Origin of the sequence: Variovorax sp. SRS16 (assembly GCF_901827165.1) — a bacterium.
Taxonomy (GTDB): domain Bacteria; phylum Pseudomonadota; class Gammaproteobacteria; order Burkholderiales; family Burkholderiaceae_C; genus Variovorax.
The window spans coordinates 2777593-2800519 of the sequence record NZ_LR594666.1 but is presented as its reverse complement, the minus strand read 5'-3'; the positions used below and the strand labels follow the sequence as shown (position 1 = coordinate 2800519).

Annotated in this window: 30 protein-coding genes; 14 read left to right on the top strand and 16 right to left on the bottom strand. The window is 65.5% G+C overall.

Annotated elements, in window-relative coordinates; genetic code table 11:
- Positions 1–7: 7 nt before the first annotated feature.
- From mltG to E5P2_RS13590, 7 genes are all read left to right on the top strand, one after another.
- Positions 8–1027, top strand: a complete 1020-nt coding sequence (gene mltG, locus E5P2_RS13620) for an endolytic transglycosylase MltG (protein ID WP_162567681.1) — start codon at positions 8–10, stop codon at positions 1025–1027.
- Positions 1024–1686, top strand: a complete 663-nt coding sequence (tmk, locus tag E5P2_RS13615) for a dTMP kinase (RefSeq protein ID WP_162567680.1) — start codon at positions 1024–1026, stop codon at positions 1684–1686. Before mltG ends, tmk begins: the two co-directional genes overlap by 4 nt.
- Complete coding sequence (locus E5P2_RS13610; RefSeq protein ID WP_162567679.1) at positions 1683–2702, top strand: DNA polymerase III subunit delta'; 1020 nt, start codon at positions 1683–1685, stop codon at positions 2700–2702. Before tmk ends, E5P2_RS13610 begins: the two co-directional genes overlap by 4 nt.
- Positions 2699–3073, top strand: a complete 375-nt coding sequence (locus tag E5P2_RS13605; RefSeq protein WP_162567678.1) for a PilZ domain-containing protein — start codon at positions 2699–2701, stop codon at positions 3071–3073. The genes E5P2_RS13610 and E5P2_RS13605 overlap by 4 nt, the downstream gene beginning before the upstream one ends.
- Before the next feature lie 118 nt (positions 3074–3191).
- Complete coding sequence (locus E5P2_RS13600) at positions 3192–3998, top strand: TatD family hydrolase (protein ID WP_162567677.1); 807 nt, start codon at positions 3192–3194, stop codon at positions 3996–3998.
- The gene (locus E5P2_RS13595) at positions 3995–4660 is read left to right on the top strand and encodes an ankyrin repeat domain-containing protein (protein ID WP_162567676.1); all 666 of its coding nucleotides are present in this window, start codon (positions 3995–3997) and stop codon (positions 4658–4660) included. The genes E5P2_RS13600 and E5P2_RS13595 overlap by 4 nt, the downstream gene beginning before the upstream one ends.
- A gap of 219 nt (positions 4661–4879) precedes the next feature.
- Positions 4880–5230, top strand: a complete 351-nt coding sequence (locus E5P2_RS13590) for a hypothetical protein (RefSeq protein ID WP_162567675.1) — start codon at positions 4880–4882, stop codon at positions 5228–5230.
- On the opposite strand, the gene E5P2_RS13585 is transcribed toward E5P2_RS13590, so the two are convergent.
- The 15 genes from E5P2_RS13585 to E5P2_RS13515 all read right to left on the bottom strand — a co-directional run bounded on the left by E5P2_RS13585 (position 5217) and on the right by E5P2_RS13515 (position 14603).
- Positions 5217–5387 (bottom strand): hypothetical protein, encoded by a 171-nt coding sequence (locus E5P2_RS13585; RefSeq protein ID WP_174262667.1) that lies wholly within the window; start codon positions 5385–5387, stop codon positions 5217–5219. The genes E5P2_RS13590 and E5P2_RS13585 overlap by 14 nt on opposite strands.
- 163 nt (positions 5388–5550) lie before the next feature.
- Positions 5551–5724 carry a hypothetical protein gene (locus E5P2_RS13580; protein ID WP_174262666.1) on the bottom strand — a complete coding sequence of 58 codons (174 nt, stop codon included), beginning with the start codon at positions 5722–5724 and terminating at the stop codon, positions 5551–5553.
- A gap of 11 nt (positions 5725–5735) precedes the next feature.
- Entirely contained in the window at positions 5736–6188 is a 453-nt protein-coding gene (locus tag E5P2_RS13575; protein WP_232080691.1) for a hypothetical protein, read from the bottom strand.
- Positions 6185–6907 carry a glycoside hydrolase family 24 protein gene (locus E5P2_RS13570; RefSeq protein ID WP_162567673.1) on the bottom strand — a complete coding sequence of 241 codons (723 nt, stop codon included), beginning with the start codon at positions 6905–6907 and terminating at the stop codon, positions 6185–6187. The genes E5P2_RS13575 and E5P2_RS13570 overlap by 4 nt, the downstream gene beginning before the upstream one ends.
- Positions 6907–7653, bottom strand: a complete 747-nt coding sequence (locus E5P2_RS13565; RefSeq protein WP_162567672.1) for a hypothetical protein — start codon at positions 7651–7653, stop codon at positions 6907–6909. The genes E5P2_RS13570 and E5P2_RS13565 overlap by 1 nt, the downstream gene beginning before the upstream one ends.
- Positions 7650–8186 carry a hypothetical protein gene (locus E5P2_RS13560; RefSeq protein WP_162567671.1) on the bottom strand — a complete coding sequence of 179 codons (537 nt, stop codon included), beginning with the start codon at positions 8184–8186 and terminating at the stop codon, positions 7650–7652. The genes E5P2_RS13565 and E5P2_RS13560 overlap by 4 nt, the downstream gene beginning before the upstream one ends.
- A complete protein-coding gene (locus E5P2_RS13555) occupies positions 8183–8566 on the bottom strand; it encodes a hypothetical protein (RefSeq protein WP_162567670.1) in 384 nt (127 codons plus the stop codon). The genes E5P2_RS13560 and E5P2_RS13555 overlap by 4 nt, the downstream gene beginning before the upstream one ends.
- Positions 8539–8991, bottom strand: coding sequence for a hypothetical protein (locus tag E5P2_RS13550; RefSeq protein WP_197908499.1), 453 nt, complete (start codon positions 8989–8991; stop codon positions 8539–8541). Before E5P2_RS13550 ends, E5P2_RS13555 begins: the two co-directional genes overlap by 28 nt.
- 7 nt (positions 8992–8998) lie before the next feature.
- A complete protein-coding gene (locus E5P2_RS13545; protein WP_162567669.1) occupies positions 8999–9391 on the bottom strand; it encodes a hypothetical protein in 393 nt (130 codons plus the stop codon).
- A 78-nt stretch (positions 9392–9469) separates the two neighbouring features.
- Positions 9470–10312: a major capsid protein P2 gene (locus E5P2_RS13540; protein ID WP_162567668.1), complete on the bottom strand. Its 843-nt coding sequence runs from the start codon at positions 10310–10312 to the stop codon at positions 9470–9472.
- A gap of 255 nt (positions 10313–10567) precedes the next feature.
- Positions 10568–11212, bottom strand: coding sequence for a hypothetical protein (locus E5P2_RS13535; protein WP_162567667.1), 645 nt, complete (start codon positions 11210–11212; stop codon positions 10568–10570).
- Positions 11196–11687, bottom strand: a complete 492-nt coding sequence (locus E5P2_RS13530; protein ID WP_162567666.1) for a hypothetical protein — start codon at positions 11685–11687, stop codon at positions 11196–11198. Before E5P2_RS13530 ends, E5P2_RS13535 begins: the two co-directional genes overlap by 17 nt.
- 280 nt (positions 11688–11967) lie before the next feature.
- Entirely contained in the window at positions 11968–12129 is a 162-nt protein-coding gene (locus tag E5P2_RS13525; protein ID WP_162567665.1) for a hypothetical protein, read from the bottom strand.
- The gene (locus tag E5P2_RS13520) at positions 12101–14368 is read right to left on the bottom strand and encodes a replication endonuclease (protein ID WP_162567664.1); all 2268 of its coding nucleotides are present in this window, start codon (positions 14366–14368) and stop codon (positions 12101–12103) included. The genes E5P2_RS13525 and E5P2_RS13520 overlap by 29 nt, the downstream gene beginning before the upstream one ends.
- Positions 14369–14402: 34 nt before the next feature.
- Positions 14403–14603 carry a hypothetical protein gene (locus E5P2_RS13515; protein ID WP_162567663.1) on the bottom strand — a complete coding sequence of 67 codons (201 nt, stop codon included), beginning with the start codon at positions 14601–14603 and terminating at the stop codon, positions 14403–14405.
- 358 nt (positions 14604–14961) lie between these two features.
- Here E5P2_RS13515 and E5P2_RS13510 point away from each other — a divergent pair, with 358 nt between their 5' ends.
- From E5P2_RS13510 to E5P2_RS13490, 5 genes are all read left to right on the top strand, one after another.
- Positions 14962–15309 (top strand): hypothetical protein, encoded by a 348-nt coding sequence (locus tag E5P2_RS13510; RefSeq protein ID WP_232080690.1) that lies wholly within the window; start codon positions 14962–14964, stop codon positions 15307–15309.
- A 2-nt stretch (positions 15310–15311) separates the two neighbouring features.
- Entirely contained in the window at positions 15312–15707 is a 396-nt protein-coding gene (locus E5P2_RS13505; protein WP_162567661.1) for a DUF3693 domain-containing protein, read from the top strand.
- A gap of 156 nt (positions 15708–15863) precedes the next feature.
- Positions 15864–16652 carry a GntR family transcriptional regulator gene (locus tag E5P2_RS13500; protein WP_162567660.1) on the top strand — a complete coding sequence of 263 codons (789 nt, stop codon included), beginning with the start codon at positions 15864–15866 and terminating at the stop codon, positions 16650–16652.
- An 11-nt stretch (positions 16653–16663) separates the two neighbouring features.
- Positions 16664–18919: a DUF3604 domain-containing protein gene (locus E5P2_RS13495; protein ID WP_162567659.1), complete on the top strand. Its 2256-nt coding sequence runs from the start codon at positions 16664–16666 to the stop codon at positions 18917–18919.
- 37 nt (positions 18920–18956) lie between these two features.
- Positions 18957–19940, top strand: coding sequence for a Bug family tripartite tricarboxylate transporter substrate binding protein (locus tag E5P2_RS13490; protein ID WP_162567658.1), 984 nt, complete (start codon positions 18957–18959; stop codon positions 19938–19940).
- Here E5P2_RS13490 and E5P2_RS13485 read toward each other — a convergent pair.
- On the bottom strand, positions 19937–21862 hold the full coding sequence (locus E5P2_RS13485) for a potassium transporter Kup (RefSeq protein WP_162567657.1): 1926 nt from the start codon (positions 21860–21862) through the stop codon (positions 19937–19939). The two genes, E5P2_RS13490 and E5P2_RS13485, sit on opposite strands and share 4 nt — an antisense overlap.
- 342 nt (positions 21863–22204) lie before the next feature.
- Here E5P2_RS13485 and E5P2_RS38285 point away from each other — a divergent pair, with 342 nt between their 5' ends.
- Both E5P2_RS38285 and E5P2_RS13475 read left to right on the top strand, forming a co-directional pair.
- On the top strand, positions 22205–22603 hold the full coding sequence (locus E5P2_RS38285) for a substrate-binding domain-containing protein (RefSeq protein WP_162567656.1): 399 nt from the start codon (positions 22205–22207) through the stop codon (positions 22601–22603).
- Positions 22604–22675: 72 nt separating this feature from the next.
- The gene (locus E5P2_RS13475; protein ID WP_162567655.1) at positions 22676–22900 is read left to right on the top strand and encodes a TOBE domain-containing protein; all 225 of its coding nucleotides are present in this window, start codon (positions 22676–22678) and stop codon (positions 22898–22900) included.
- Positions 22901–22927: the final 27 nt, after the last annotated feature.

Below are 22927 nucleotides of genomic sequence, written 5' to 3'. Positions count from 1 at the left end.
GGAATCCGTGCGCCGCTTCTTTCTCAAGCTCTTTCTCCTGGCTGCCGTGCTTGTGCTCGGCGCCGGCGCGGCAGGTCTGTGGTGGGTGAACCAGCCGCTGAAGCTGCCTGCGCCGGCCGTCGATCTGTCCGTCGAACCCGGCACCACGCCGCGCGGCATCGCACAGGCCATATCGGACGCCGGCGTGGGTGCGCCCGCGCCATTGCTCTATGGATGGTTCCGCTTCTCGGGGCAGGCGCGGCAGATCCGGGCCGGCAGCTACGAATTGGAGCGCGGCGTCACGCCGCGCCTGCTGCTGAACATGCTGGTGCGCGGCGAGGAAGCCACGCGCAGCGTAGTGCTGGTCGAAGGGTGGAACTTCCGCCAGGTGCGCGCCGCCCTGGCCAAGGCCGATCAATTGAAGCCCGAGACCGTCGGCCGGACGGACGAGGAGGTGATGGCCCTGCTCGGCAAGCCGGGCCTGCACCCCGAAGGCCGCTTCTTCCCGGACACCTATACCTATTCCAAGGGTTCGACGGACGTGGCGCTGCTGCAGCGTGCCATGCGCGCGATGGACAAGAAGCTGGATGCCGCCTGGGCTGCGAGAGCGTCCAGCCTGCCGCTCAAGACGCCCGATGAGGCGCTGATCTTGGCCAGCATTGTCGAAAAGGAGACAGGCAAGGCCAATGACCGTGCCGAGATCGCAGCGGTCTTCGTCAATCGCCTGCGTGCGGGGATGCCTTTGCAGACCGATCCGTCGGTGATCTATGGCCTCGGCACGCGCTTCGACGGCAACCTGCACAAGAAGGATCTCCAGACCGACACGCCGTGGAACACCTATCTGCGCGGCGGCCTGCCGCCGACGCCGATCTCGATGCCCGGCAAGGCGGCGCTGCTGGCGGCGGTGCAGCCGGCGCAGAGCAACTCGCTCTATTTCGTGTCGCGCGGTGACGGTTCGAGCCAGTTCAGCAACTCGCTCGACGAGCACAACCGCGCGGTGAATCGTTATCAGCGGGGCGGCGACCCCAGTCAGCGGAGCGGCCAATGAAGGGATTGTTCCTGACGCTCGAGGGCATCGACGGCGCCGGCAAGTCGAGTCACATCGATGCGCTCGAAGCGCTGTTCAAGGCCGAGGGCCGGCAGGTCACGCGCACGCGCGAGCCGGGCGGCACGCCGATCGCCGAGATCCTGCGCACGATGATTCTGGAGCAGCCGATGGACCCGCTGACCGAATCGCTGCTCGTCTTCGCGGCCCGTCGCGATCACGTGGTGCGGGTCATCGAACCCGCGCTGGCGCGCGGCGACGTCGTGCTGTGCGACCGCTTCACCGATGCCACCTTCGCCTACCAGGGCGCGGGCCGAGGCTTCGACCCGGCCGTGTTGTCGATGCTCGAACAATGGGTGCAGGGAGGAGGGCGCAGCGCCGGACCCGAGGCCTTGCTGCAGCCCGACGTCACGCTCTGGTTCGATCTGGCGCCGGAGCTGGCGGCCGAGCGGCTGGCCGGTGCGCGGCTGCCGGACAAGTTCGAGTCGCAGCCTGTCGAATTCTTCCGGCAGGTCGCGGCCGGCTATGCCCAACGGGCCGCAGGGACATCGCGTTTCCTTCGGATCGATGCGAGCCAGTCGCGCGATCAGGTCTGGCAACAGGTCGAGGCTGCCCTGGCCGGGCGCGGCTTGGTCGCGTCGCGGATCGGGAGGGCATCATGAACGCGTCCGCCCTGTCGCCGTGGTTGCGCGAGCCGCTGGTCGAACTGCTGCGTCAGCGCGGCCATGCCTGGCTGCTGCAAGGCCCTTCCGGCCTGGGGCAATACGAACTCGGCCTGGCGCTCGCAGCGGCCTGGCTGTGCGAGCAACGGGACGAGGAAACGGGCGAGGGCGCCTGCGGCCACTGTCCCAGCTGCCATGCGATCCAGGTGCGCACGCACGCCGATCTCTGCATGCTCATGCCCGAGGTGGCCATGCAGGAACTGGGCTGGCCGCTCGACGAAAAGGCCCAGGCCGACATCGACGACAAGAAGCGCAAGCCCAGCCGAGAGATCCGTGTCGAAGCGATGCGCGATGCGGTCGGCTTCGCACAGCGCACCAGCGGGCGAGGGCGAGGGAAGGTCGTGCTGGTCTATCCGGCCGAGCGCATGAACACCATCACCGCGAACACGCTGCTGAAGACGCTCGAAGAGCCGGTCGGCGATGTGCGTTTCGTGCTCGCCACGGAGGCCGCGTGGCAACTGCTGCCGACGATTCGCAGCCGTTGTCTGGGGTTCACCTTGCCGTGGCCTGCGAGCGCGGAAGCGCGGGACTGGCTGGTGGCACAAGGCGTGCCGCCAGCGGATGCGCTCGGCTTGCTGCGCAGTGCCGGCGGCCGGCCCAGCGATGCGCTGCGATTGGCGGGCCAGGGACAATCGCCCAAGGCCTGGGCCTTGCTGCCCAAGGCCATGTCGCGCGGCGATGCGAGCGCCCTGGCGGACCATGCGCCATCGCAGGCCATCGGTGTGCTGCAGAAGCTGTGCCATGACCTGATGGCGGCGGGCAATGGCGCCGCGCCGCGCTTCTTCGAAGCCGCGGATCTGCCGCCAGCCCCTTCGCGGGTTGCGCTGGCCCGCTGGTCGAAGTCGCTCGCAAACGCGGCAAAAACCGCAGAACATCCGTTCAATGCAGGGCTGATGCTCGAGGCGCTTGTGAGCGAAGCGCGAACCACCCTAAACTCGGCGGGTCGTCGCCCATGAACACACCTGCACCACCTACGCCCCCCGCACCCGCCCGGCCCAGCGTCATTCAGCTGGCCATCAAGGAAAAAGGGGCTCTCTATGCAGCGTACATCCCGCTGTTCGCCGAGGGTGGGATCTTCATCCCGACCTCGCGCGAATACCGCCTCGGCGACGATGTCTACGTGCTGCTCACTCTGCCTGAAGATCCACAGCGTTATCCGGTGGCCGGCAAGGTCGCCTGGATCACGCCGGCGCGCGCCGCTGGCAATCGTGCACCGGGTGTCGGCATCCGTTTCCCGGCCGACGAGAAGTCACGCCAGCTCAAGGCCCGGATCGAAGAGGCGCTGGGCGGCACGATGGCGTCCGACCGCCCAACACAAACTATTTGACTCGCCTCCAGGCTTGCCCACTTCGTGTGGCTGCCAACCCCCTGCGGGGGCGACACCGGCGGACCGGCTGAGCCGGATCCGCGGTATCTCTGCACTGGGGTGCGGGCACTAAACCACGATGTTTACCGATTCCCACTGTCACCTTACTTTTCCCGAGTTTGCGGATCAGATGCCGCAGATCCGTGCCGCAATGGCGGCGGCGCAAGTCGATCGGGCGCTGTGCATCTGCACGACGCTCGAGGAATTCGGCGACGTGCAATCGTTGGCGGCGCGCTATGACAACTTCTGGGCCAGCGTCGGCGTGCATCCAGACAACGAAGACATCGCCGAGCCGACCGTGGCCGATCTGGTCCGGCGCGCGGCGCTGCCCAAGGTGATCGCGATCGGCGAAACCGGGCTGGACTACTACCAGATGGAGGAGCGAAAGGGCGGCCGAAGCATCGCGGACATGGAATGGCAACGCGACCGGTTCCGGGTGCACATTCGCGCTGCGCAAGAGACGCGCAAGCCGCTCGTGATTCACACGCGGGACGCTTCGGGCGACACGCTGGCGCTCCTCAAGGAGGAGGGCGAGGACGGCGCGGGCCGCGCGGCCGGCGGCGTCTTCCATTGCTTCACCGAAACCGCGGAGGTGGCGCGTGCGGCCCTCGATCTCGGGTTCTACATCTCCTTCTCCGGCATTCTGACTTTCAAGAAGGCACAGGATCTGCGTGACGTGGCCGGGTTCGTTCCGCTGGACCGGATGCTGATCGAAACCGACAGTCCCTATCTCGCGCCTGTCCCGTACCGGGGCAAAACCAACAACCCGTCCTATGTGCCTTTTGTCGCGCAACAGATCGCCCAAGTGCGCCAGCTGCCGGTCGAAGCGATCGCCGAGGCCACCAGCACCAACTTCGAAGCCCTCTTTACCGGGGCGAAAATATGAGAAATCACTTGAAGAAAATCATCTACCTTTCTGTTTTTATTTGCTCTTTTGCAGTACATGCAGGTTCTTTCGATGATTTCTTCCGGGCCGTTCGCAGCGACAACGCCAGCGGCATCAGGACGTTGCTGAATCGTGGATTCGACCCCAACACGCGGGATGCGCAGGGCCAGACGGGCTTGTTGATCGCTTTGCGCGAGCCGTCGCCCAAGGTCATTCAGGTGCTTCTGGAATCGCCGCAGACCGACGTCGATGCGGGGAATTCCAAGGACGAGAGCCCGTTGATGCTGGCAGCGATCAAGGGCGAGCAGGCTGTCGTCACGCGGCTGCTGGAGCGCGATGCCGCCGTCAACAAGCCCGGCTGGACGCCGCTTCACTACGCGGCGACCTCCGGGCAGTTGACCATCATGAAGCAATTGCTCGACCACTATGCATTCATCGACGCGCAGTCGCCCAACGGCACCACGCCGTTGATGATGGCCGCCATGTACGGCTCGGCCGAGGCCGTGAAGTTGTTGCTGGACGAAGGCGCCGACACGCAAATGAAGAACGAGCAAGGCATGACGGCGCTCGATTTCGCGCAACGGGGGCAGCGTCCGGATGCGGTCGAACTGCTGACCGCTGCCATGCGTGGCAAGAAGCCGCCTGCGGATGGGAAATGGTGAGGGTCGACGGGATCATTTGCACGAGCTTGGCTGGGCTTGAAAATAATACAATGTATATTATGTTAAATCGAGCACGCAGGCGTCTTCGCTCGATTGGACGTAATGCACGGTCTTGGCTTCTTCGTTCCTGGCAGCGCTTGCGCCCTGCCGACGATGAAAACGAATGTACTCAGTCCCGGCCTGACCGGACCCTGACCATTCGCGAGAATCGCGGCCGTCATGTTCCGTGCCCCGCGTTCCCTGCCGCCCCTTGAATACCTGCTGTCGAGCATCCGCAGCTCCGCCAACACGCCGCAAAGCATTGCCCGCTACCTGGGCATCAGCGAACGGACGTTGGCGCGCTGGCGGGCCGATGAGCAGGCTCCGCGCCCCGTCATGCTGGCGCTGTACTGGGAAAGCGAATGGGGCATCGCCCATCTGCACACGGACGCCATCAACGAGGCTCAGCACGCGCGCTCGTGGGTGGCAACCATGGAACGGGAATGCGAGCGCCTGCGCGGCGTGATCGCCAAGCTGGAAAGCGCCGAGGGATGGGAGTCCGCAAACTCCCCGGTCTTCAATGTGGCGTAGTGCCGTCGCAGTTGCAGCCGCCGAATGCGGTGTTCGATTGGATGAAGTCACGCACGGCCGGCAGGCGCGAGAGGATCACGGCCGCGAGCAGCGCCCCGGCCATGATGATCACCGTCTCACGGCCGATTTCGCCCCATGAAGGGATGATTGATTTCATTGGTGTTGCCTGAGGTGCATACGGTCGCTCAAGCTGTCCAGGCGCTTATGCGCATGGTCCACGTCACGCCGCAGGAAGTCGAGCTTGGTTGAGAGAACGCCCCAGGTGACCGCACCATTCACGATGACGCTTCCAATCGCAAGGAGCAGCTCCGGGGACATGTTCACGACGCCGGCTTTTCGGGAACGAACACCGCAGCAAGGCCGGCCACGCCGACGACAACCTGTTGCACGAGGCCGATGGTGGTAGGCGCCACCGGCAGGCCGAACAGGACGGCCAGCGCCGAGAAGCCGGCCCACGTGGAGGGCTCACGGAGCCGAGAGAAAAGTGCATTCATGTTGTTTCCTTTCAGATGAGATATCGGGAGTCATACCCGGTTGCTGCGAAGTCCAGCGCGTTGTCTACGCGCCGCACGTCTGCCTGTTGCGCCTGGCTGGTGGTTGTCGAGCCGAAGACGCCGTTGTATGCAGCGCTGGTGCCGCTTGAAATGAAGTCGCCGGCCGGGCACGAGAAAGACGCATCCCACCAGCGCCCCGCCGCCTTGTCGGCCGCGCACTGCGATGCGCTCGTGCGCGGAATTCCGACAGCAAGGCCGATGCCTTCCACGGCGCCGACACCGGCCGCGCCGACATAGCCGCCGAGGTCGCCGATGCCGGTTCGCACCGTGTCAGGCGACGGCACGTAATCACCCAGGCTCGGCATGCTGAACGACAGGTTTTGCTTGAGCAGGTAGAGCGCCGCGCCGCCCGCGACGACGAGCGCCACCATCAGTCGGATGTCGGCATGGGTGGACTTTTTCATGCCGTAACCCCCCCGTTCGCAGCGAACCACTGCGCCACTTGATCCATGGAGCGCATGCCCTGCCCTGCGTAGTTCGCCCCCGGCAGACTGGCCCAAATTCCGCGGGCTCGAGAAACTGCCCCGGCGAGGTCGCCAACTTGCAAGCGCCCGAGCGCGCCGCACTCGCGCAGCAGCTCGACAGCCGCCGCGTCCTGCGATGCCGGCGAGAAGTCGGGCAGGCCGAGCCGCGCCTTGAGCGTGTCCCAGGTGTTGACCCGCGTCGAGCCACCGCCCGGTATCTGGCTCACCGCCATCATCTGATATGCGCCCGCCGCCGAGGTCCAACGCTGATCGTTCGCACTGATTCGCGACGCGATGCGCGGATGGTCCGCGAAGCCGGCGAAGGTGCGCGGGTTGCCCGGCGTCGAGCCATACAGGCAGGAGTACTCGCCGGCGTTTTTCGTGCCCTCGCAGAGCTTGATCGTTTCGAGAAGCGCGCGGACATTGGTGTTCATGTCGAGGTTCTGCAAGGTTGATTGATCGGCTTGAGTGAGGCCGACTTCCTGGCCCAGGTCGTACACGGCATCGGCGATGTCATCGGTGTAGGCGCCCCAGGTTGTCGGGTCCGTGATGTCGGCGCCCACCACGGGCGCAGGCGCTTCGTCGGCACTCGCGTACTGAGTCCAGGCGTAGTAGCCCAGGCCCAGGACTGCGACGATGGCGACGGCGCGACCGAGCATCAGAGCGCCTCTTCAAAGAACTGCACGAGCCCCGCGAGCACGCAATTTTGTTGCTCCGTTGCGATCAGCAGCCCACAGCCCGGCAGGACGACGAACGGCCGCACCATCGGCACAGCGAACGCGACGTTCGCTTGCGACGTATAGCCGCCGTGAAACGCCACCACCGGCAATGCCGGGTCGTTCTCATACCGGGCTTGCGTGCCGACGATGGCAGGGCCACCGCTCAGCATGTTCTGCGGTTGTCCCGTCGCGACGGTGGTGAGCGGGAGAGCGTTCAGCCAAAAGGCGAGGCCGGTCGCGATGCTGGTCGAGAGCAGCATCGCGTCAACGATCAGCCGCTTTCCCGATCCGGCCGGATTCCAGAGCTGCGCAATGTCCACTTGCCCCGCCACCGCCGACACATTCGGGCGCCATGCGTAGGCGCCGCCCGCCACCGAACGCGCGCGCTCCCCGTTGACCACTTGCACCGTCGAGGAAATGCGCCGCGTGCCGGCGTCGCCCGAGCCGATGAAGACGCGGATGGATTGCGCGGTCGCGCTCGTGATCTGGATGGTTTGAAAGCCCTCCTTCGGCCGCGAAAAGAACGAGGCTTCGGAGCTGCGCATGATCGAGAGCTGCGCGCCCGATTTATCCATCAGCATCACGTCGCACGGGTACTGCGCTTCGAGAATTTCCAGATACTCGCCATTGATGACGAACGTTTTCGTCTCGCCTGCGGCCCATGCGCCGCCGATGATTTCGATCATTTCGAGCCCTTCGAGAGCAGGACCGCCGCCGCGACCGCAGCCGCCGCGAGCATCGCGTATTTGCCGATGTCGGCATTCGCGTTGTCCGTTGGTTGAAATTTGTCGATGGCCTTGCCGGCCAGCCCGTAGCCCGCGCTGATCGAATCGATTGCCTTGTCAACGATTGCCGCGCCGGCTTGCAGCGTGGCGTCCCATGCCTTCGAGTTGGCCGCGATGCTGTCGCGGTTCAAGTCGATCACCGAGCCGCCTGCATCCTTGATGACGGTTGCGCCGGCTTGCCCGAGCGCCACCATGGCATCGGGGATGTTCGAGGCAAGCGCCTGCATCACGGCCGCATCGGCTTGCTCGGTGTAGCTGTTCATCGTGACGCTGGACGATGAGCCGGCGCCCACCTGCACCGCGTCTTGCAGCACCGCGCGACTGTCGGCATTGACAGTCGTCGTCTGAAGCGTGGCGCTCGTGCTCGGCGCACCGCCGCCCTTGTGCGGGCAATGGATGCCACGGGCGCGAAGTTTCTCTCGCAACAGGTTCACGGAGTCACCGCCTTTTTCATGATGTAGCCGGCCACCACGTAGCCGGCGAGTTTCGATTTCCTGACCAGCCCAGGCCGGTTCGTTTCAAAGGCAATCTCGGTGCACCCCGCTTGGCGCGCGATGTGATCGAAAAGGGCCAAGCCGGATTCCGTCAGGCCCGAGCCGCGCACCCTGGCGCCGGCCCCGTCGATCCACATCACACCGCCCTGCTTTCGCAGCACGAACACGCCGACGCCCGTCCCGGTGCGCAGCTGGAAGCACTGCCCATAGGCCGCGATGTCTTCCGGCGTGTCGCACGCGAGCGGCGCGCGCAGGCCCGCTGCGCGCATCGTTGCCGCCGCATCGACGGCCGTTATTTCTTTGACTTCGAGAGCTTCCACGCGACCGCCCCGAAGAGGATCAACCAGACCACGGGCGGCACGCCGCCCAGGCCAAGAGAGGACATGCCCAATGGATCCGCGCCCGTGGCGAGATATCCGCTGTACGGGCTTTGCGCGCCCGCCGAAGGGTTCGCCGATGCGATCGGCCCTTCGCTGCGAATCGTCTTGTCCTGCGCGTTGTTGAGCGTCTGCGTGGCGCCCGCGCCGAAATTGACTTGCCATCCCGAGCCGTCGAGGCCCGAGCCGAACACGGCCGCTTGCGTGGCCGCAGGGTTCGCCGCCGCGCCACCGCCCGAGGCGCTCCCGGCCACGCTGGACCCGCCCATCAAGGCGCCGGCAACCGCGCCGATGGCTGTCCCCCACCCCGGCATGATCGTCGTCCCGATGGCCGCGCCTTGCGCTGCGCCTGACAGTTCACCAGCCATCGCCGGCCTACTTCATGAGCAGCAGCAGAGCGCCGCCGATCAGCAGCAGCGGCAGCATGTTGCCGCCGACACCGAGCATTTGCCGCCCGTTCGTGAACGTGAGTCCGTTCTGCCCCGCATAGGTTGCGGCCTGCGCGCCCTTCACGGTCGCATAGGAGCGCGCGAGGCTGTCGATGGCGCGCGTGACGCCAACAGTCGCCGCACTGTCCCACCACGGCGTGGTGGACGTGTTCGGATAGAAGGCGCCCAGGCGCCCCTGTTCCTGCGCATCGTTTTGCCAATTGACGATTCCGCCCGGCGTGCCGGCGTAGTCGTACGAGCCGTTCGAGAGGTCTTGCGCCTCCGCGAGCGACACGCCGTTTCCGCCGAACCCATCGCTGTAGCCAGTGCCCAAACTCATGACGCCCCCCGCATCGAAAACATTTCCAGTGATGCCATCACCCCATGCCATAGCGGCTCCTTGTGTTGGTGCCGACGATCAGGGACGGTCGTTCAGCGTGATCGATTCGGTGTAGACATCGAAGGTGCCGGCCGCATTGGTCTTCAAGCGGATGTCGAGGTTTTGGATCGGCACCGGCTTTCCGTCGCCGCCGATGATCTGCGCGGTGTTCAGCAGATGCCCCATCAGGTTGTGCTCGGTGAAGTCGACCACCCACAGGCCCGCTTGCGGCACCTTGCCGTAGGTCTTCTGGAAGAACTCGTTTTGCAGCTGCGACAGCGCTTCGTATTCGTCGGCGCCCTCACGGCGGATGCGGATCGAATCGATGCTCGCCAAGGTGCCGAACACATACAGGCGCTTGAGCTGTTCGCCGTTCATGCCGAACGGGATGATGATCTGTTCTTCCACGGCGCCCGCGAGCGTCTTTTGAAAGTAGCGGTTGCGCACGATCAGGCGGTTTTTCGACGGCACATCGACTTCGGCAATCGCCTTGATGACGCTGCCTGCCGTGATGGTGTAGTTCGCGATGTCGAACTCGAGCGTCATGTCCTGCACGCCGGCTTCCGCGGTCGCCGCGTAGGTGCCGAGCGTCATCGACGCTTCGTCCTTGCCGTTGCGCTCTAGGAAATCGAACTCCAAGAAGTTCGCATCCGAGGCGCCGAGGTTGTAGCTGTTGCGGGCCTGCATGTGGGCCTGCGTCTTCCAGCGCATGCGCTCCGAGCCGTTGACCTTGAGCACGATGCCCGACAGCAGCGCCGCCGTGATGTTGCCCGCCATCTGGAGCGTGATTTTGTTGTACGTGACGCCGAGGGGAAGGCGCACCGTGGCACGTTGATTCGGGCCAACGTTTTGAATTTGGTTGAGCTGGACTTTACGAGTCACGGTCGATTCCTTGTAGTTGCGAAAGGGTCAGCGATCAGCCGGCCAGCGCCTTTTGCACCAGACCGCGCGTGATCGAAACTTGGTTCAACACGTAGATGGTGGCGAGGACAGCGGCGGTCGAGATGAGCGCGTCTTTGATCTTGGATTGCATGGTTGCTCCGAGGTGAATGATGGAAGGGAAAGAGCCTGCATTCCACCCCCGGCGCCGTTACGTGCATAGGCTTTGCGGCCGTACGTAGGTGCTATGTAGCCGGCTCACTTTCCTTGCATCCTTTTGCTGCCGGGCGTTGTTTTTCCGGTGCGAAAGTCTTTCTCGATCCAGCTCAATACCGTGACGCTGCCCTCTTCGCGCGTCTCCAATGCATTGATGGTGTCGAATGGCAACTTCATCGCGCCGGCCATGGCCTTCGCGTCAGCCGGGAAGCGCTGCGTGAAGCATCGGATATAGGTGCAGCCGCCGAGAAAATGTTTGTCGATGTCGGCGGGCCGCTGCGTCGCCGCGATGATCTGCAAGCCCGCATGCCGGCCCTTTTTCGTGCACTGTTTCCAGGCCATCGGCGCATACGTTGGCGACGTCACATCGGCCAGCTCTTCGACCAGCATCACGAGGTTTCCGGCCGCGAACGCGATGCGGCAGAACATCGCGAATTTCTCTTTGTAGGTGCCAACGTCCGGCCCCGGATAGAAAGCCACGCGAAACGACTTTCCGGCCGCGAGCTTCGCCACGTCCGCAAGCCGAGAGGTCGCACCCGACACAAGATCGCCGTACTCGCCGAGCGGATCCCACACCAGCAGGCGCGACGGCTTCAGCCCGCTCAAGTACTCGCGCAGGCTGACGCCCTTCCCGCTTCCGGTGGCCCCGCAATACAGCCTGAGATTCGGCTTATTGCTGTTGTCCATCGGCGAGCTTTTCTGGCGCTTGACCTGGCGCTTTGTCCTTCGGCGCCGAGAGAATCTTTTTCGTGAGCATCACCGGAGGCGCGACCGCCGCCACGAGCATGATGTACGGCCCGAACTGGCCCATCACCTGCCCCATCGTGATCCCGTGACGTTCCAGCACGGCCGCGCCAGCACTCGCCGTCGATTGCAGCACGCCGTCATTCCACACGGCGCCGAGCTGCGCCATGCGCTGCGCATCAACCACCATCGAGAGCATCGGGAACGCCATGGCGCGAATGGCTTGCAGCGTGCCGTAGAGCTCCGCTTCGTTCGATTGCACCAGCTCTGCCGCTTGGGCCATCTGGCCGGCCTGCGCCTCGCGTTCCGGCGAGGTATCGAGCAGGGTCGCTTCGGCCGCGAGCGATGCGAGGCTTTCGGGCGCAGCGGCGCCCGAGGCCGGCGCATCAGCGGCCGGCGCATCAACAGTTTTCACCATTTCATCATTCCAAAGCCGCGCTTCGGCGCAGGCGCAGGCACTGGCGCCGCAACAGCGGGCGCAACGGGCACGGTTGAGGGTTCCGGTGCGACAACAGGCGCCGGGCCGTCTGAGAGCTTGATACGCGAGCGCACCAGCTCATCGGAGCGGCCTGACCGTGTGAATAGCTGCATGTTGCAGGCGTTGCACGTCATGACCGCGAGGCCATTCTTGGAGAGCGACACACGCGCGCTGCCCGCGCAAAGCGGACAGCGGCCGTCGCCGAGCTTTTCCGCCGCCATCAGTCCGGAGTGCGGAAGTACTCGGCCATCGCTTGGGCGAGGGCCGCGACGCCGCCCGGCTCGCGGCGCGCGATGTCGTCGAGCTTCGAGACGAGCACGAGCACGGCCGGATGCGATTCGGCCAACTGCGCGTCAGTAAGGGGGGTATTCGTCGAGTCCATATAAAGGTTCCAGGGGCGCCACGGGTTCCGGTGGCTTCGGTCTTGCGACAAAGCGCCGCAATCTCGGTGCGTACGTGCGAACGGGAGCCCATTCGCTGACTCGCGATAGATCCCGGCCCGTACAGTTATTGACATGAATCCGAGTGCTCGCGGCTTCGCCGCTGCGCTCAAACACCACACGCGCAGCTCGCTCCGCTTCGTCGCGCGATCCGTGCGTGACGACCCAGGCGCAGCGCTCCGATTCGACGGACGCGAAGGACGGGCGCTTGAAGTCCGGCGCGGCCGGGTTCATCACATGGATGTGATTGCGAAAGAGCTGCACGCCGGCAGCGTCCACGCCGAGCAGCTTGGGCGCGAGCGGCTCGCCGTAGCGGCCCGACTGCGCGAAGTCGCCACGGTCCTCTGTCATCAGCTTCAACGCCATGTCTTTGCGCTTTGTGCCGATGCCGCCTTGCGCAGCGGTGTAGCGCTTCCAGGCGATGGACTGGACGCCCGGCTCGCCCTTCGCGTTGACGGCCGACACGGCCACGCGCAGCGCCTCTGGCACATGCGCGCCGATGTTGTCCACGTTGATCCGGCGCAGCTCGCGCCACACGCCGACCGGTGCGCCGCCGATCTGTTGAAACTGGCGAATGCGCCACGTCGAGGCCCAGGCTTCCACGCGCTGGCTCGATGTGATCGCGTCATTGCCGAACAGGTCGAGGCCCACGCCGTGGCCGTCGATGTTCTTCGAGACGTACTTGATGACGTAGCCGACCGCAGAGCCCTTCGCCCAGTCGATGCGCTCGAAATCTACGCGGTGCTTTTGTGCGCCGGGTTCGTCGGGACTGTCGGCGTCGAGGAAATACCGCCGCACCAGCTTACGAAGCTCCCAGGCACAGGACACCGGCCCCACATTGGACAGCGCCCCGCCTTCGGACACGAAGAGAAGACTGTGCCAATGCGGGGTTCCGTCATGCTGCGGCTCGGCGATCCGGAACCCGTACCAGCCGAGGCCATCGCGGGCCGCTGCGGCCCGGCACTTAGCCCACTGGCCCGAGAGGTACTTTTGCGCGTCATGCGGCGTGCTCCCGTCATATCGAGGATTCGGGACCACCCGGCCATCGGCCCGAGTAGTCATCTTGTGGAAGCGGCTCGGGCACGTCATCGTGACCATGAAGCCGATGTGCCCGAGGTCTTTCGCGATCAGCTCGAAACCGGCGATGCGCGTCAGCAGCTCCATGCGCCGGATTGCCTTGTTCGCCGTGCCCTTCGCCGCCAGCTCGGCGAGCGTCTGCGCCTGCATCAGGTCATTGACCGCCGTGACGGATTCGAGCGCCGCCGCGTTGCGCGCGTTCTGCCCTGCCCTGCGCTTGACGGCCTCATTGCTGGCATACAGGCCCGCCGCCCGGCTGACCAAGCCGATGCCGATGGCGCAGGCTTCAACCGTACGGGCGTGGAGCTTTCGCAACGTACGGCGCCACCAGCGCGCATCGCACAGCCGCTTGATCGCGCCCGAGCGCGTGACGCTGGCGCCGACCGGCCACAGGTCGAGCATGCCGCGTTCATCCAGCAGCGCCTTGCACATCAGCGCCTGCATGGCCTCGATGTAGTCAGGGCCGTGCGCTTCCGCACGCTGGCGCCCGATCCAGACCGCTTCAAGGTCTTTCAGCCGCGCGCCCATGTCGCGCGCCGCGAGGTCCGCAGCCGTGCATATGTCCGCATCGCCGGCATCAGGCCGCAGCCCTCCCCGCTCCGCATCCACCAGCTGCGAAACGCGCTCGCGCCACACGTCGAATGTCTCGCGCTTGAGCTTGCCGAGGGCGCGCACCATGCGCTCTCGCCACGACAGCGGGAAACGGTCAACAACCGAATTGAGCTTGATGCGCTCGTAGAGATCGAACGCGCCCGGATTCTTTGCCGCGTAGCGGCTGACGTGGCCGGCGCGCATCATCGGCCCCAGTGCCACACGTGCGGCGCGCGGCGCACCGCTTCTGCATAGCGCGCATGCGCCTCTGCGCGCAGCACGGCAAGGTGCGCGCGCAGGTGCTGCGGGCATGGTGGCCGGCGCGCGGCCGGGTTGTCCGTGGACGGCGGAAGCGCCGACCAGACGCCCAGGTGCGGAGCGACGATGGCCTGCCGCATCAGTCGCACGGCCACGGATGCAGATCGCCGACGATGCGCGCGAACAACGCCAAAAGCGCGTCAGCCACGGCGCGACTCCGATACGCGCCAGACGACGACGCAGGCGCAGGCCCACCACATCGAGAACACCGGCAGCAGCTCGGCGAGGTTCACAGCAGCGGGCTCCTGCCCGTCGCTTCGGCCTGTTCCGCCGCCTGTTCGATGCCGAAGAGGACGGCGCCGCATTTGTCCTGATCGAGGACCATGGTCCCGACCGTGACGGAGCCGACGCGGATGGAGAGGGAAACCCCCTTGCCCTGCGGCTCTATCACGAGCGCGCGCATGTTGTCGAGCTTGACGGTCGTTTTCATCGGAGGTACGCCGAGAGGACGTGGATCGTTGCCGCCTGCGCCTCAGTGGGCGCCGCCATGAACTGATCGCCGTAGCCCGCCTTTTCGCCCGCTTTCTTCGCGAGTCGGAGAGCGTAGATCGCCTGCTGTACGGCCTCTTTGGCCTCTCGCTCCGCCGCGCTGGGCTGAGCCTTTACCGAACTTTTCATAGAGCCCACCTCTACCCTCCCCGCCCCTCAATCGAAGGCCGGCGCAGAGCGAGGTGGGAGGGAAAGAGGTTGAAACCCTGCACCGGCAGGCGCAATGTACTGCAAGACCCATGCATGCTGCAAGCCTCCTAACGCTTGTTGCATCAAGGGTTTTGCCGTACGTTACGGGAATGCGCTCAAGAACTGCCCTTTTTCTCGCCGCCGCCGCGCTGTACGTGACAGGCGTAGCCGCCGCCGATCTGCCGCCCCGATGGGTCGCCATGTGCACAGCATGGAGCGCTGACGCAGAGCGCATCTATGACGGCGGCTGTATCGTCGATTTCAAGCAGACCGGCGCTGGCGGCGCCGACGTGATCGTTACCCCGTACAACCGGGTCTCCCACTCCGTTTCTTTCGGCCCTGATCGGTGTATGTTTGACGGAGAGCCGTGTATACGCGTCACCGCCACCCGCCCCGATGGCGTCCAGTACCGCCGCCAGAGCGGCCATGCCCTCGAATTCACCATCCCCAAGGAGTGATCATGCAGACCACGAAGCAGCTACTGGATCGAGCCAAAAAGGCCCAGGGCATCGAGAGCGACTACCGCCTCGCGCAGGTGCTCGGTGTCGTGAACTCGGCAGTGACGAACTACCGCGCCGGCCGCTCGCACCCCGACGACGCTGTAGCCGCCCGGCTGGCCGAGCTGGCCGGCCAAGACCCCTCTTCCGTCATTGCCGAGCTGCATGCCGAGCGCGCTAAGACGCCCGAGGTTCGGGCGCTTTGGATGCGCATGGCGAGCCAGCTTCGGCATGCCGTCGCCGTTGTCATGATGACAATCGGCGTTGCTATGATTTCGCTAGCGCCCTCCCCTGACGGCGCGCAGGCTGGCACACTGGGCACTGTAAATTCATACAGTTCCAGTCTGTATATTATGTAAAATTACATGTGCGGCGAATGGCCAAGAAGCTGAGCACGCTGCTGCTGCCCATCGAAGCGAGCGCCGGATGAACGGGCCGGACGGCCGACAGCATTCGTAAAGCTCTATAGCTCTAATGCCATTGACCGTGCAAATCCGGCTCCTTAGACTGCGCTGATGCGAGCAGCTCCCTCCCCGGTCGTCATCCGCTTCCAGGCTGCGGCGGCGACCATGCCCAAGCACGCCCGTCTTCGGCATGCGGTCATCGAGGCCATCGAGGCCGGGGAACTTCCGGCCGGTACCAAGCTGGCCGGCGAGCGCGAACTCAGCGAAGCACTTGGGCTGAGCCTGGGCACCACGCAGAAGGCGCTGGGCCGCCTAATGGACGAAGGCTTCCTGGTACGCCGCCAAGGCCACGGCACCTTTGTCGGGAGCGTGCGCCAGCCCATCGCCGGTTCCTGGCATTTCCGATTCGCCGCCGTAGATGGCGGGCCCGAGCTGCCGGTTTTCGCCACCATCATCGAGCGCCGCCTCGAGCTGCAGGATGGTCCCTGGTCCGCAGCCCTCGGCCCGGATCCCAAGGGTTATGTGATGGTGCGGCGCAGGCTGGACATCGGCGGCAAGTTCAATTGCGCCAGCCAGCTCTACCTGCCGGCCAGCCGCTTCGGACGCCTGGTGCGCATGGCAGAAAAAAGGCTCGCCGATACCAACCTCAAGGCCGTGCTGGCGAGCGAGTTCTCGGCCCCCACACTGCATTCGGAAGGCCTGGCGCAGCTGGGCCGGCTCAGCCACGAGGACGCCATGCTGATCGGCATCGCGCCCGGCACCTGGGGCCTGCAAGTCCACATCACCTGCCGCAGCTTCGGCAGGACGCCGATCAGCTTCCAGCGCATGAGCGTGCCGCCGACGAGCTACGCGCTGAAGCTGGACTTCAACCCGCCGCTGCCCGAAACCCCTCCTGCCTGATCCATTGCTCCATGCGCAACAACGCCTTCCACTCGACCTATCTCAACGACCGCGCCGGCCATGCCTCGATCACGCCGGTCACGCCCTTCGAAGCGGGCGCCTTCGCGGCGCTCACGCTGACCTATACGGCCGGCTATTTCGGCATCGACGACACGGGCGGACTCAAGATCGTCCACCGCTTCGCGAGCGACATGGGAAAGATGCAGTTCACCGATCCCGCGGCACCGAATTACGTCACGGCCGAGGCCAGCAACAACGCCGTGCTCGAGCTGCGCTATGACCAGAAGGGCAACATCCGCCCCTGGGACAAGACACTGTCGATCCGCGTGCAGCGCGGCTTCCTGCGCGAGGGCGACCGGATCGTAGTGCGCATCGGCGATACCCGCCAGGGCTCGCCCGGCATCCGCATTCAGACCTTCACCGAGCCTACCTTCGAATTCAAGGTGCTGGTCGACGCCTTCGCGACATACAACTTCGTCGAGCTGCCGATCCAGCCGACGATCCCGGTGGTCGCCGGTCCACCGGTGCTCTACAAGGCGATCCTGCCGACCCAGCGCCGCGTCGGCGAGGTGTTCGCGCTCGGCTTCAAGGGCGAGGATCGATGGGGCAATCCGAGTCATCGCGTCGAGGGCCGTTTCACGCTCGAACCGTCGATGCCGGTCGATGGCCTTCCCACGCATCTGGACCTGAAGCAAGGCGCATTGGCCACGACGCTGTCCGGTCTGAGCGTGGCCGAGCCAGGCGAGCTGCGCATCACCGTGCGCGACGAAGCGGGCCGCGTGCTGTGCGCGAGCAATCCGTTGCGCGTGGTATCGACGCTCGAACTCTCGCCCTACTGGGCCGACCTGCACGGCCAGTCGGAAGAAACGATCGGCACCAACTCGGCACGTGAGCTGATCGAGTTCGCGCGCGACCGAGCGTTTCTCGACGCCATGAGCCACCAGGGCAACGATTTCCAGATCACCACGCCGTTCTGGCAAGAGCTGAACCGTCTCACGGCCGAATACAACCGCGACGGCGAGTTCGTGATCTTTCCGGGCTACGAGTGGTCGGGCAACACCGGTCTGGGCGGCGACCGCAACGTGATGTTCCGCGACGAGGGCCGGCAGATCCATCGTTCGCATCACGCACTCGTGGAAGACCTGAGCGACGTGGCGACCGATGCCCACAGCGCGCGTGACCTGTTCGAGGCGCTGGCCGGTGAGAACTGCGTGGTGTTCGCCCATATCGGCGGTCGGTACGCGGACATCACGGCGGCACACGACGGACGCATCGAGCGCTCGGTTGAGATCCACTCCGACTGGGGCACCTTCGAGTGGCTGCTGGACGAGGCCTTCGCGCAGGGCTACCGCGTCGGCGTGTTGGCCAACTCCGACGGGCACAAGGGGCGGCATGGTGCCAGCCATCCAGGCGCATCGCTGTTCGGCGCTTATGGCGGCCTGTCCTGCCTGCTGGCGACGGAACTCACGCGCGACGGCCTGTTCGACGCGCTGCGCAGGCGTCACCACTACGCGACCACGGGCTGCCGCGCCCACCTGGATGCGCGCGTGCGCTTCGATCAGCCGGCCGAACTCTATGGCGACGATCCCGCCATGGGCGGCCGGATCACGGGCCGGGTGCGCGAGGCTCGCATGGGCGACATCCTGCGCAGTGCGGATGACAGCGTGACCCTGGACATCGACGTGTCCGCGGGCGCACCGATCGAGCGCATCGAGATCCGTAATCGCAGCACTGTGCTCGAAACCTGGCGGCCCTGGACGCAGGATGCCCTGGGCCACCGCATCCGGATCATCTGGGAAGGTTCCGAATACCGCGGCCGCGGCCGCCAGAGCGTATGGGACGGATCGGCCACGCTCGAAGGCAACCGCTTCGAGTCGTTCAAGCCGATCAATCTTTGGAACATCGACAAACCGCTGCAGCTGCCGCGGCCGGACCGGCTTGCGTGGTCGGCCCTGACCACCGGTGGCTTCGGTGGCGCCGACCTGATGCTGGCCGATGCCAACGCGGGAACACTGCGTCTGGACACACCGCTGGTGCAGGCCGAGTTGGCGATCGGCGACATCGGGTTGCAGGACCGAGTGCTCTCCACGGGCGGCGGGATCCAGCGACAGATGCGCGTGTTCCGGCTTCCCGATCGCAACGACCAGCACAGCGCGCAGTTCTCGCGGCGCATCCGGCGCAGTGAAGCCGAAGACGCGCTCTACGTCTGCATCACGCTGGAGGACGGCCATCGGATCTGGTCCAGCCCGACTTATCTCCTGCGCTGAGCGCGGGCACCCATTTCCCACCCCCCGAGAGGTCCGCTTGAACACCTGCTGCACCCGCCTCCTGTCCGCGCTCGCCCTCACCCTGGCGACCGCAGCGCCCGCCCTCGCTCATGCCGAAACCTATCCATCGCGCTCGATCCGACTGCTGGTTCCGCTGGCTGCGGGCAGCACGGCGGATATCCTGTCGCGCACCATCGGCAACGAGCTCTCCAAGAATTGGGGGCAGGCCGTCGTGGTGGAGAACAAGGCCGGCGCAGGCGGCACCATCGCCATGGCCGAGCTTGCGCGCGCGGCACCGGACGGCTACACCATCGCATTCGCCTCGCAGGGCACGCTGGTGTTCAACCTCTCCCTCTATGCCAAGCCGGGCTACGACTCGCAGAAGGATTTCGCGCCCATCGTGCTGGTGGGCGGCGTGTCCAACGTCATGGTGGTGCCACCCGGCAGCAGCGCGAAGAGCGCGATGGACGTGGTCGCGGCAGCCAAGGCAAATCCGGGCAAGCTCACCTTCTCTTCGGGCGGCAGCGGCACCAGCCATCACCTGTCGGGCGTGCTGTTCAGCCAGCTCACCGGCACCCAGGTGCTTCATGTGCCCTATAAAGGCGCGCCGCAGGGCATCCTGGCCGTGATGAGCGGCGAAGTCGACATGGGCTTCTACAACACGCCCACCGTGATCAGCCAGATCCGCGACCACAAGTTGAAGGCACTGGCCGTGACCAGTCTCGAGCGCTCGGCGCTGCTTCCGGAGCTGCCAACGCTGGATGCCAGCGGGATCAAGGGCTACGAGGTCAACACCTGGTTCGGCTTCGTCGCGCCGGCCGGCACCCCGCCGGAGGTGATTACCCGTCTGCACGACCAGATCGGCAAGATCCTCGCCGAACCGACCGTGCGCGAGAAGCTGGCCGCGCAAGGCTTCGACCTGGCGCCGCTGCAGCCGCCATCGAGTCTCGCGGCGTTAATCCACGATGACCTCGCCAAGTGGCCGCCCATCATCAAGGCCTCGGGCGCCAAGGTGGATTAGATCTCGACCCGCGTCCCCAGCTCGATCACCCGGTTGGCGGGCAGCTTGAGGTAATCGGCGACATTGCCGATGTTGTGGGCCATGGCTGCGAACAGTTTCTCGCGCCATATCGGCATGCCCTCGCCCAGCGTGGGCACCACCGTTGCGCGACTCAGGAAGTAGGAGCTGCGTGCCGGCTCGAGCATGATCCCGTGCGCGCCGCAGCCCTCGAGCGCCAGCGGCACGTCGACCTCGTCCTTGAATCCGTAGGTAATCGTGACCTGGTAGCAGTCGGGCGCCACCTCCCTCACGCTCACCCGATCGGACACCGGCACGCGCGGGATTTCCCGGTTCATGACGGTGACGAACAGCACCCGGTTGTGCAGCACCGCATTGTGTTCGAGATTGTTCAGCAGCGCGTGCGGCACCGCATCGGCCTCGATCGACATGAAGATGGCCGTGCCGACGACGCGCACCGGCGAGCGCGCGAGCAGGGATTCGAGGAAGGGTTTGAGCGGTGTCGTGCCGGCGCGCACGCGCGCCTCGTCCAGCATCATCTGGCGCCCACGGCCCCAGGTCGCCATGACGGTGAAGATCAGCATCCCGATGAGCAGCGGGAACCAGCCGCCCTGCACGATCTTCAGAAGATTCGCGGAGAAAAAGGTCAGGTCGATCACGAAGAAGAAGCCGGTCGCCAGCACGCACAGCAGCCAGTTGTAGTGCCAGGCGTAGCGTATGACGTAGAAGGTGAGGCAAGTGGTGATCAGCATGGTCCCGGTCACCGCGATGCCGTAGGCCGCGCCCAGATTGGTCGACGACCCGAAGCCGATCACCGCCGCCAGCACGGCGGCCAGCAGCATCCAGTTGATGGCGGGCACGTAGATCTGCCCGATCTGCCGGTCGGACGTGTGTGTCACGCTCATGCGTGGCAGGAAGCCGAGCTGGATCGCCTGCTTGGTCATCGAATAGGCGCCCGAGATGACGGCCTGCGATGCGATCACGGTGGCCACCGTCGCCAGCACCACCATCGGCACCAGGGCCCATGCCGGGAACATGTGGAAGAACGGGTTATCCAGCGCCGGGGGATCGCGCAGCAGCAAGGCGCCCTGCCCCAGATAGTTCAGCGCCAGCGCCGGAAAGACGAGCATGAACCACGACAGGCGGATCGGCGCCGCGCCGAAATGACCCATGTCCGCGTAGAGCGCTTCGGCACCGGTGAGCGCCAGCACCACCGAACCGAGCGCGATGAAGGCAAGCCAGCCGTGGCGCATGCAGAAGCCCAGCCCTTCGAAAGGATTGAGCGCGGCCAGGATGGCGGGTGTCTGCAGCAGGTGGATCAAGCCCACGACCGCAAGCACGCCGAACCACGCCACCATGACCGGGCCGAACACCGCGCCGATGCCCGCCGTGCCCCACTTCTGCGCAACGAACAAGCCGACGAGCACGGCAAGGGTGATCGGCACGACGTACGGCGTGAGCTTGGGAGCGGCGATCTCGAGCCCTTCCACCGCGCTCAGCACGGAGATCGCCGGCGTGATGACGCCGTCGCCATAGAACAGCGCGGCGCCGAACACGCCGAGCAGCAGCAGGACCTGGCGCAACTGCGGCCGGTGGGCCACCGATGACGAGGCCAGCGCCAGCAGCGCCATGATGCCGCCCTCGCCGTGGTTGTTGGCCCGCATGATCAGCGTCACGTACTTGAGCGAGACGACGATCATGAGCGACCAGAAGATCAGCGAGATCACTCCGACCAGATTGGCGGCATTGAGAGACAGGCCGTTCGCCGGATCGAACACCGTTTTCATGGTGTAGAGCGGGCTGGTTCCGATGTCGCCGAAGACCACGCCGATGGCGGCCAGCGCCAGCCCTGGCAGGGCCGTCCGGTGCGGCGATGCGTGGCCGGCGGTCGCGCCGGTCGTGTGGGTGGCTGCAGGTGTCGTCATGTCTCGCCCTTTTTTGATCTCGCCAAGACCACTCTCTCGTGCGTAGTATGAGCCGTTCAAATGGCCTTGTGCAGGGCTGGCGCCGACAAGGTGCGAGACATGAATCCCGCCGGATGGTGCCCATACGCGATCCGCAATGAAGTGGCGCGCCTCGCTATGTGCTTGAGCCTGATTCAGGCCTGACTTTGGCCATGCCACCACCTGCCCCGCGCCACCCGGCAACGGTCGCACTCGAGGTGGCAGGCAACATGCCCATGGCCTGCAGCTTCAGTCTGCAGGCTCTCAAACACTTGCCGAGGCAGGCGCTCGGGCCGACACAGATCCTCTGCTTCACCGGGCGCCATGTCGCGCAGGTGGAGAGCTACGCGGGGACGCGTCTGGTCGACGTCCTCGATGTCGCGGGAGTCTCTGAATTGCCGCGGTCCGAGCGCAACGAAGTTCGGCGCCTCGGGACGCATGCGCGAGCGGATCGAGGCCGGTGAGAGAGTCGATGTCTTCACTTCGGCAGACGTGGGCCATGCGCGCAAGCTCGTCGATGAAGGTCGGGCCAGCGTCATGGCGCTGTTCGCGCAGAACACGCTGTGCTTCCCGGTACCCGCACGCAGCGGACCCGTCGACGGCATCGCATCGCCTACCTTCCGCTGCGCAATGCCGGCGCGGGATGCTTCGCAGCGGCGCTGTCGGCCTTCGCCACCGAGGGCGACGGCGGCGGAGAGCGCCCTGCCCCGCCGATCTGTCTGAGACACGGCTGAGGCACGCGCTCGGGAGCCCTGGCTTTCGTTGCTGGCGGGCGGCCCGGATAGACTGCGGTCTTTGACGGGGGTCCCCAGGAAAATCAGCGCTCGCAATGCCCTCAATGGCAAGATCATCTCGATCTTTCGCGGCCCCGTGGCCACCGAGGTCACCCTGGAGATCGCACCCGGTGTGCAGATCGTCTCGACCATCACCAGTCACTCCGCAGAGTCGCTCAAGCTCGCTGAAGGTGCGCAGGCCTACGCGGTGATCAAGGCTTCCAGCGTGACGGTCGGCGCCGACTGACGCGTCGCGCGTGCGGCCGCGAGTCGA

Bases quoted from the DNA above. Each gene is read 5' to 3' on its own strand.
- tmk (WP_162567680.1), top strand. From the start codon at position 1,024: ATGAAGGGATTGTTCCTGACGCTCGAGGGCATCGACGGCGCCGGCAAG.
- E5P2_RS13610 (WP_162567679.1), top strand. From the start codon at position 1,683: ATGAACGCGTCCGCCCTGTCGCCGTGGTTGCGCGAGCCGCTGGTCGAA.
- E5P2_RS13605 (WP_162567678.1), top strand. From the start codon at position 2,699: ATGAACACACCTGCACCACCTACGCCCCCCGCACCCGCCCGGCCCAGC.
- E5P2_RS13600 (WP_162567677.1), top strand. From the start codon at position 3,192: ATGTTTACCGATTCCCACTGTCACCTTACTTTTCCCGAGTTTGCGGAT.
- E5P2_RS13595 (WP_162567676.1), top strand. From the start codon at position 3,995: ATGAGAAATCACTTGAAGAAAATCATCTACCTTTCTGTTTTTATTTGC.
- E5P2_RS13590 (WP_162567675.1), top strand. From the start codon at position 4,880: ATGTTCCGTGCCCCGCGTTCCCTGCCGCCCCTTGAATACCTGCTGTCG.
- E5P2_RS13585 (WP_174262667.1), bottom strand. From the start codon at position 5,387: ATGAAATCAATCATCCCTTCATGGGGCGAAATCGGCCGTGAGACGGTG.
- E5P2_RS13580 (WP_174262666.1), bottom strand. From the start codon at position 5,724: ATGAATGCACTTTTCTCTCGGCTCCGTGAGCCCTCCACGTGGGCCGGC.
- E5P2_RS13575 (WP_232080691.1), bottom strand. From the start codon at position 6,188: ATGAAAAAGTCCACCCATGCCGACATCCGACTGATGGTGGCGCTCGTC.
- E5P2_RS13570 (WP_162567673.1), bottom strand. From the start codon at position 6,907: ATGCTCGGTCGCGCCGTCGCCATCGTCGCAGTCCTGGGCCTGGGCTAC.
- E5P2_RS13565 (WP_162567672.1), bottom strand. From the start codon at position 7,653: ATGATCGAAATCATCGGCGGCGCATGGGCCGCAGGCGAGACGAAAACG.
- E5P2_RS13550 (WP_197908499.1), bottom strand. From the start codon at position 8,991: ATGGCTGGTGAACTGTCAGGCGCAGCGCAAGGCGCGGCCATCGGGACG.
- E5P2_RS13545 (WP_162567669.1), bottom strand. From the start codon at position 9,391: ATGAGTTTGGGCACTGGCTACAGCGATGGGTTCGGCGGAAACGGCGTG.
- E5P2_RS13535 (WP_162567667.1), bottom strand. From the start codon at position 11,212: ATGGACAACAGCAATAAGCCGAATCTCAGGCTGTATTGCGGGGCCACC.
- E5P2_RS13530 (WP_162567666.1), bottom strand. From the start codon at position 11,687: ATGGTGAAAACTGTTGATGCGCCGGCCGCTGATGCGCCGGCCTCGGGC.
- E5P2_RS13525 (WP_162567665.1), bottom strand. From the start codon at position 12,129: ATGGACTCGACGAATACCCCCCTTACTGACGCGCAGTTGGCCGAATCG.
- E5P2_RS13515 (WP_162567663.1), bottom strand. From the start codon at position 14,603: ATGAAAACGACCGTCAAGCTCGACAACATGCGCGCGCTCGTGATAGAG.
- E5P2_RS13510 (WP_232080690.1), top strand. From the start codon at position 14,962: ATGCGCTCAAGAACTGCCCTTTTTCTCGCCGCCGCCGCGCTGTACGTG.
- E5P2_RS13505 (WP_162567661.1), top strand. From the start codon at position 15,312: ATGCAGACCACGAAGCAGCTACTGGATCGAGCCAAAAAGGCCCAGGGC.
- E5P2_RS13500 (WP_162567660.1), top strand. From the start codon at position 15,864: ATGCGAGCAGCTCCCTCCCCGGTCGTCATCCGCTTCCAGGCTGCGGCG.
- E5P2_RS13495 (WP_162567659.1), top strand. From the start codon at position 16,664: ATGCGCAACAACGCCTTCCACTCGACCTATCTCAACGACCGCGCCGGC.
- E5P2_RS13485 (WP_162567657.1), bottom strand. From the start codon at position 21,862: ATGACGACACCTGCAGCCACCCACACGACCGGCGCGACCGCCGGCCAC.
- E5P2_RS38285 (WP_162567656.1), top strand. From the start codon at position 22,205: ATGTCGCGCAGGTGGAGAGCTACGCGGGGACGCGTCTGGTCGACGTCC.